Raw genomic sequence first — 293 nt, 5'->3', positions numbered from 1 at the left:
GGTTGGTCTACTGCACGCTCTGGCTCTGGGATGTAAGAATCTAGAGCTTCAGCTAGCTCAACGATCTTGTCTTCCCATTGCTTCTCGCCGTTTAGTGCGCCAAGAGCAGAACCTTGGATTACTGGTAGGTCATCACCTGGGAATTCGTACTCAGAAAGAAGTTCACGAACTTCCATTTCTACTAGTTCTAGTAGCTCTTCGTCATCAACCATGTCACATTTGTTCATGAATACGATGATGTAAGGGATACCAACTTGACGACCAAGTAGGATGTGCTCACGAGTTTGAGGCAT

The 293-nt window shown here is 46.1% G+C and carries 1 protein-coding gene; it reads right to left on the bottom strand.

Features of this window, described 5'->3' with window-relative positions; all coding sequences use genetic code 11:
* A partial coding sequence (locus ACTRWI_RS22830) for a GTP-binding protein (RefSeq protein ID WP_499133958.1) occupies positions 1-293 on the bottom strand: 293 nt, incomplete at both ends.

Source organism: Pseudoalteromonas sp. G5_S1_14_S5 (genome assembly GCF_054968605.1).
The sequence above is the reverse complement of the archived record's forward strand: the minus strand, read 5'-3'. Positions and strand labels throughout refer to the sequence as shown.